Here is a 6188-nt window from a genome sequence, read left to right as displayed (position 1 = left end):
GACGCCGCACCCACCAACGCCGAGGAGGGCGCGCCCGCTCCAGGCGACCCCGGCGGCTACAACACCTTCTGGCTCGATCCCGGCCGCAACCTGGCCCAGGTGAAGGGCGAGTACCGCACCTCCTGGATCGTCGATCCGGCCGACGGCCAGCTACCGCTCTCGCCGGAGGGCCGCGCGCTGGTGGCCAAGGCCAACGCCCACGCGCGGGCCGCCGACACGCCGGCCAATCCGGAGAACCTCGAGCCCTGGGACCGCTGCCTAATCTCTTCGCGCGGCTCCGGCGGGCCAGGCATGCTCAACAACATCTACAATTCCAACCTGCAGATCGTGCAGACGCCGGGCGCCGTGGCCATCGAGATCGAGATGATCCACGACACCCGCGCGATCCCGGTCTTCCGCGACAAGGCCACGGCGCAAGCCGCCCACGGTCCAGCCGCCCTGCAGCCCTGGCTGGGCGACGCCACCGCCTGGTGGGAGGGCGACGCCCTGGTCATCGAGACAGTCAACGTCAACACCGAGCAGGGCCGAGCCGGGCCGATCTACCTGACGCCCAAGGGCCGCGTCACCGAGCGTCTGACCCGCGTCTCCCCGAGCCAGATCCTCTACGAGTTTAAGGTCGAGGACCCGGCCTACTACACCCGCCCCTGGCGCGCCGAGATGAGCCTGACCGCCAGCAAGGACCCGCTCTACGAATACGCTTGTCATGAGGGCAACTACGCCCTCGTCGACATCCTAAAGGGCACCCGCGCCGGCGAGGCGGCGAAGGCTGGCGGCGGCCAGTAGGGGCCGGTAGCGGCTCCTACTCCTTCTCGTACTTGAAGCTCACCCGCAGGCGGCTGCGGTAGCTTTCGACCTCGCCCTTGGCGCCGAGGGTGATGTCCAGCTCCACCACCTCGGCGACGCGGAGGTCGCGCAGCGACCCGGCGGCGGCGGACAGCGCCTCCTTGGCGGCGTCCTCCCAGCTCGTCTTGCTGGTGCCGATGATCTCGGTGACCCGATAGACACTCATGGGCGTCTCCTCCTGGATACCCCCGATCTCCAAGTGTCGCGCCCCGAGCCTTATGCGAGTCAAGCCCTCTGGGTGAGCCCGCCAACCCATTCCCCCGCGGAGCGAGCGGCGGAGGGCTTGCCGCCGAAGCGCGAACGAGATCGGGTAGGCGTCCTGGCGGGTCCCCAACATCGGGTCGGCCGGGGCGAAGCCGGCTGGGCACGTTCCGCCCCCGCGGTCAGCGGCGGTCAGCTGGACTATAAATTCCGGCCAACTCAGCATCTGCTTTGATGGGCAAGCGTCGCGTCGGAGCGATATTGCACCACGTTCCCATTTAGTTCCTCCGTTCGCCGCGTTAACCTCCCCCAGTGACTCTTCCGCCAACCAACCTCGACCTCGCTCCGGCCCTCGTCGTGCTCCCGGGGCCACGCGCCGCGGCGGCGGACGCCTCCCGCGCCCAGGCCATCCGCGCGCCGGACGCACGCGACCTCTTCGAGCAGGGCCCCGTCCTCCTCGCCCACGCCGCCATGACCGCGCGGCGACTCGGGCTGCATGCGCCGCCGCGATCCCCCCGCATCTTCGATGCTCTGGAGCTCTTCGCATTCGTGCGGCCGGCGCGGTTCTGTGCGCCGTCGGCGGCGGGGCTGGCCCAGGCGCTGGGGATAACCGAGCCCAAGGGAGCGGTCGCCCAGGCGAGTGCGCTGCGGGAAGTCTGTGCGGCATTGCTGGCCGAGCTGGCGGCTACGCCCGAGCCCTCGCGGGAGGAAGCGCTGGCGGTAGCCGAGACGCTGGCCCGGGGGGGCTGGCCCTGGGGCCCTGCGGCGATCACCGCGCTGCGCTCACAACCGACCGGCAACATGTTCCGCACCTCCGGACTCGATGCATGGTCGCGGGTCTCCGAATGGGAGAGCGAGGCGCCACCCGGCGAGGCGGGGTCGAAGCCGATCGCCCCGCAGGATGCGGCCACCCGGTTGGCGGAGCTCCTGGCCCGCTCCGGCCTCGACGAGGCGCGCCCCGCCCAGTCCGAGTTTGCGTCCGAAGCGGCCTTCGCCTTCCAGCCCCGTGACCGGGAGGGCGAGCCCCGAATGATGCTGGCCGAGGCCGGCACCGGGATCGGCAAGACGCTCGCGTACCTCGCTCCGGCCTCGCTGTGGGCCGAGGCCAACGGGCCGGCGGTCTGGATCTCGACCTACACCCGCGCTCTGCAGCGCCAGATAGAGCGGGAGAGTCATGCGATCTATCCCGACCCCAAGGTGCGGGCAAAGAAGGCCGTGGTTCGCAAGGGCCGGGAGAACTACCTCTGTCTCCTCAACTTCCAGGAGGCGGTCAACGCTGCCCAGCTGGGCGGCGGCGACCTGGTCGGCATGGGGCTTGCGGCGCGCTGGGCCCGGGCCACCCGCGACGGCGACATGACCGGCGGCGACTTCCCCGCCTGGCTGCCCGGTCTCTTCTCCGTCGGTCCGGCGAGCCAGGCCAGCCCCGCCAACTTGGTCGACCGCCGGGGCGAGTGCATCCACGCCGGCTGCCAGCATTACCGTTCCTGCTTCGTCGAAAAGGCGATCCGAGGCTCCCGGCGCGCTGACATCGTGATCGCCAACCACGCCCTGGTGCTCACTCAGGCGGCATTCGACGGGGCTCGCGCGGCGCGTGGTTCCAAGGCCGACGGCGAAACCACGCTCCTGAAGCGCATTGTCTTCGACGAAGGCCACCACCTGTTCGACGCGGCCGACTCGGCCTTCTCGGCCGCACTCTCGGGGGCGGAGGCCGCGGAACTCCGCCGCTGGATCCGTGGACCGGAGGGACGGGGACGACGTGGTCGGGGTCTCGAGGCCAGGCTTATGGAGGTGCTGGGCGACCGCGAGGAGGCCCAGGCCGCGCTCGTCGAGGCCACGCGCGCAGCGTCCGCCTTGCCGGGGGAGGGCTGGTCCGGCCGCATCGCGCCGCCGAACGGCGAGGTGAACCCAATCGGGCCGGTGGAGCACTTCCTGGTCGCGGTGCTCGAGCAACTCCGCGCGCGCGCAGCGCCCAGCGAGGTCGGCATGGAGTGCGCCGCGCGCCCGGCGCTCGATCTGGTGCGGGAGACCGCGCGCGCGGCCGCCGAGGGGATCGCCAGGGTTGAGGCGCCGCTTGTGGCCCTGGCCCGCCAGCTGGAGACTGTCCTGGACGACGAGGCCGCTCAGCTCGCCACCCCCGATCGTGCACGCATTGAAGGGGCATTGCGGGGACTCGATCGACGCGCGCGGATGACGCTGCCCGCGTGGCGCTCGATGCTGCGAGCCATCGACGAGGACGCCGAGGACGACCCGGATTTCGTCGACTGGTTCGACGCGACCTTCCTCTATGGCCGGGTGGTGGACGCCGCCTGCCGCCGTCACTGGGTCGATCCCACCGAGCCCTTGACCAATGCGGTGATCGCACCCGCGCACGGTGTGCTGGTGACATCGGCGACGCTCGCCGACGCCACCTTGGACGACCCTTTCGCGCTTGCGGAAATGCGCACCGGCGCCGCGCGCCTGCCGGACCGCCCGAAGACCCTCAAGCTCGCCTCGCCCTTCGACTACGCCAACCAGGCTCGCTGCTTTGTGGTCACCGATGTCGGCCGGGAGGACCCGCGTCAGGTGGCCGCCGCCATGCGCGAGTTGTTCCTGGCGGCTGGGGGTGGGGGCTTGGGCCTGTTCACCGCCATCAGGCGCCTGAAAGCGGTGCACGAGAAGATCGCCGCCCCCCTCGCCGATCAGGGCATCGCCCTCTACGCCCAGCACGTCGACGGGCTCGAGGTGGGCGCGCTGGTCGACATCTTCCGAGCCGAGGAGGATGCCTGCCTGCTCGGCACCGACGCCGTGCGCGATGGCGTCGATGTGCCGGGCCGTTCGCTCCGCTTGCTGGTCTTTGACCGTATCCCTTGGCCCCGCCCCGATATCCTGCACAAGGCCCGTCGCACCAGGTTCGGTGGCAAGGGTTACGATGACGCCGTCGCCCGCGGCCGCATCGCCCAGGCCTTCGGTCGCCTGATCCGCCGCGCCGACGACAGGGGCTGCTTCGTCATGCTGGACGCCGCCGCCCCCACGCGCCTCTTCTCCGGACTTCCCGAGGGCGTCGAGCTTCGGCGCGTGGGCCTCGTCGAAGCCATCGAGGGCGTTACGGCATTCCTGAAAACCTAAGGGCGTCCCCCCTTAGGGAGCGCCCGCAATGCCGGTGGGCTCCCCTCGGCGGCCGGCCCTTGCCGTTCGCCGTCGCCAACCGGCGCGGTGGTCAGGCTAAGCGGCCAGGGCGCGGGCCAACGCGTCCAGGATCATGCCCCAGCCGGCGTTGGTCTGAACGAGGTAATCTTCGAAGACGCCTTCGTGGGTCAGGGTCAGTGCGCAGCCTGCGCCGTCGGCGGCGAACTCCAGCGTGATCCTCGTGCGCGACGGCTCGTAGGCCGGGACCGCGAACTCGAAAACCAGTCGGCGTGGCCGGTCGATCTCCAGCCAGGTCCCGACGTGTTCCACCTCGCCCATGTCCGGGCGCCGGTCAGTGAACGTGAAGTGGCCGCCCACCTTGGGGTCGATCTCGGCCTTGATCATCGTGCCGTTCGGCGTGGCGAACAGGAACTTGGCCGCGACTTTGGGGTCGAGCCAGGCGTCGAACACGCGCTCGGGCGACGCCTCATAGTGGCGGCTGACGCGGACGGTTCCCGTTTTCCTTATGGTCTCGGTCATGGTCTTTCCTTTAGGGCTTGATCCAGCCGGCCGAGCCGCCAGGCCCAGAGTCCGCGCTGGCCTTCGATCCAGTCTGCGGCCTCGTCGAGGCCTGCAGGGTTGAGCGCCAGAATGTGTTCGCGCCCCTCGCGCCTGCGCCGCACCAGCGCGGCGCGCTCAAGCGTACGGATGTGCTTGGAGACGGAGTTCAGGGAGATCGCAAACGGCGCGGCGAGCTCGGTCACTCGCGCTTCGCCCTCGGTCAACCGCGCCAGGATCGCCCGTCGCGTCGGATCCGCCAGCGCCAGCAACGTCTCGTCCAGCATTATATTCACCCTTCAGGGTGAATATATCCGGCGTCGAAGCCTCCTTCAAGAGGCGCCGGCTTCAGGAGGTCGAGGCTATTGGCCTTGCCGCTGACGCATCGCCGCCATCGCGGCGGCAAGTTCCTCGACGGTGATCTTACCGTCCTTGTTGGTGTCGACCATGTCGAAGCGTTCGGCCGGCCGGCCGGCGGCGACCCATTCTTCCCTGCTGATCGTACCGTCCTTGTTGGTGTCCCACTGCTTCAGGATATCCGCCGCCGAAGGCATCTTGCCGCCTGGGGCAGCAGGGGCGGGGGCAGCAGCGGCGGGGGCGGCAGGGGCCGCCGGCTGCTGGGCGGAGGCCGAACCGGCTCCGATCAGGAGGGCGGTGGTCGCTGTTGCAAGGATAAAGAGGCGCATGGCGGTTCTCCGGTTGCTCGCGAGCCGGATCGGGCGCGCGAACTATCGCGGTTTTGTGTCCGGGTCTTCCGGGCTGCGATGATCGCGGCCGAAGTTTGGCTCGGCGCTTTCCTGGCCCACCGCAATGATCCCGCGTCGGATGTCCCGGGTGCGGGAGAAGAGGTCGAACAGCTTGTCGCCCTCACCCCAGCGGATGGCCCGCGACAACGCCTGCAGGTCTTCGGTGAATCGACCGAGAACCTCCAGCACCGCGTCCTTGTTGGTCAGGAAGACGTCGCGCCACATCGTTGGGTCCGAAGCTGCAATGCGGGTGAAGTCGCGGAAGCCGCCGGCTGAATACTTCATCACCTCGCCGCGCGTGACTCCTTCCAGATCGGCGGCCGTGCCGACGATATTGTAGGCGATCAGGTGGGGCAGGTGGCTGGTGACGGCCAGCACCAGGTCGTGGTGCTTCTCGTCCATCAGCTCGACGTTGGAGCCGAGCGCCGTCCAGAAATCGGTGAGCCGCTCGACGGCGGCGGCATAGGGGGCGTCGTTGCGGGTTTGCGGGGTCAGGATCACCCAGCGGTGCTGGAAGAGCTCGGCGAAGCCGGCGTCGGGGCCGGACTGTTCCGTGCCCGCGATGGGGTGGCCCGGGACGACGAAGCAGTTGTCGGGCAGGGCCTGCGCCAACGCCTCGCCCACGGCCGCCTTCACCGAGCCCACATCGCTGACCGTGGCGCCGGCCTTCAGGCCGGGGGCGGCGGCGCGAGCCGCCGCGGACATCGCCATCACCGGCACCGCGAAGATCACCAG

At 69.9% G+C, this 6188-nt stretch carries 7 protein-coding genes; 2 read left to right on the top strand and 5 right to left on the bottom strand.

Going from position 1 to position 6188, the window contains the following annotated elements; all coding sequences use genetic code 11:
- On the top strand, positions 1-783 hold a 783-nt coding region (locus VGI62_RS00830), incomplete at its 5' end, for a hypothetical protein (protein WP_331502488.1).
- A 16-nt stretch (positions 784-799) separates the two neighbouring features.
- On the opposite strand, the gene VGI62_RS00825 is transcribed toward VGI62_RS00830, so the two are convergent.
- Positions 800-1009: a dodecin family protein gene (locus VGI62_RS00825; RefSeq protein ID WP_331502487.1), complete on the bottom strand. Its 210-nt coding sequence runs from the start codon at positions 1007-1009 to the stop codon at positions 800-802.
- 347 nt (positions 1010-1356) lie between these two features.
- Between VGI62_RS00825 and VGI62_RS00820 the strand changes: the two genes are divergently transcribed.
- Positions 1357-4149 (top strand): ATP-dependent DNA helicase, encoded by a 2793-nt coding sequence (locus VGI62_RS00820; RefSeq protein ID WP_331502486.1) that lies wholly within the window; start codon positions 1357-1359, stop codon positions 4147-4149.
- Between the two features lie 96 nt (positions 4150-4245).
- Here VGI62_RS00820 and VGI62_RS00815 read toward each other — a convergent pair whose 3' ends face one another.
- From VGI62_RS00815 to VGI62_RS00800, 4 genes are all read right to left on the bottom strand, one after another.
- Entirely contained in the window at positions 4246-4689 is a 444-nt protein-coding gene (locus tag VGI62_RS00815; protein ID WP_331502485.1) for an SRPBCC domain-containing protein, read from the bottom strand.
- Entirely contained in the window at positions 4686-4994 is a 309-nt protein-coding gene (locus VGI62_RS00810) for a metalloregulator ArsR/SmtB family transcription factor (RefSeq protein ID WP_331502484.1), read from the bottom strand. The genes VGI62_RS00815 and VGI62_RS00810 overlap by 4 nt, the downstream gene beginning before the upstream one ends.
- 75 nt (positions 4995-5069) lie before the next feature.
- On the bottom strand, positions 5070-5393 hold the full coding sequence (locus VGI62_RS00805) for an EF-hand domain-containing protein (protein WP_331502483.1): 324 nt from the start codon (positions 5391-5393) through the stop codon (positions 5070-5072).
- 42 nt (positions 5394-5435) lie between these two features.
- A partial coding sequence (locus VGI62_RS00800; protein WP_331502482.1) for a prephenate/arogenate dehydrogenase family protein occupies positions 5436-6188 on the bottom strand: 753 nt, incomplete at its 5' end.

The sequence above is a fragment of the Phenylobacterium sp. genome, from assembly GCF_036495085.1.
In the GTDB taxonomy this organism is placed as follows: domain Bacteria; phylum Pseudomonadota; class Alphaproteobacteria; order Caulobacterales; family Caulobacteraceae; genus Phenylobacterium.
Note: the sequence above shows the minus strand (reverse complement) of the source record. Positions and strands in the feature narration are given on the sequence as shown.

Coding starts and splice junctions, on each gene's coding strand:
- VGI62_RS00825 (WP_331502487.1), bottom strand. CDS start 1,009: ATGAGTGTCTATCGGGTCACCGAGATCATCGGCACCAGCAAGACGAGC.
- VGI62_RS00815 (WP_331502485.1), bottom strand. CDS start 4,689: ATGACCGAGACCATAAGGAAAACGGGAACCGTCCGCGTCAGCCGCCAC.
- VGI62_RS00810 (WP_331502484.1), bottom strand. CDS start 4,994: ATGCTGGACGAGACGTTGCTGGCGCTGGCGGATCCGACGCGACGGGCG.
- VGI62_RS00805 (WP_331502483.1), bottom strand. CDS start 5,393: ATGCGCCTCTTTATCCTTGCAACAGCGACCACCGCCCTCCTGATCGGA.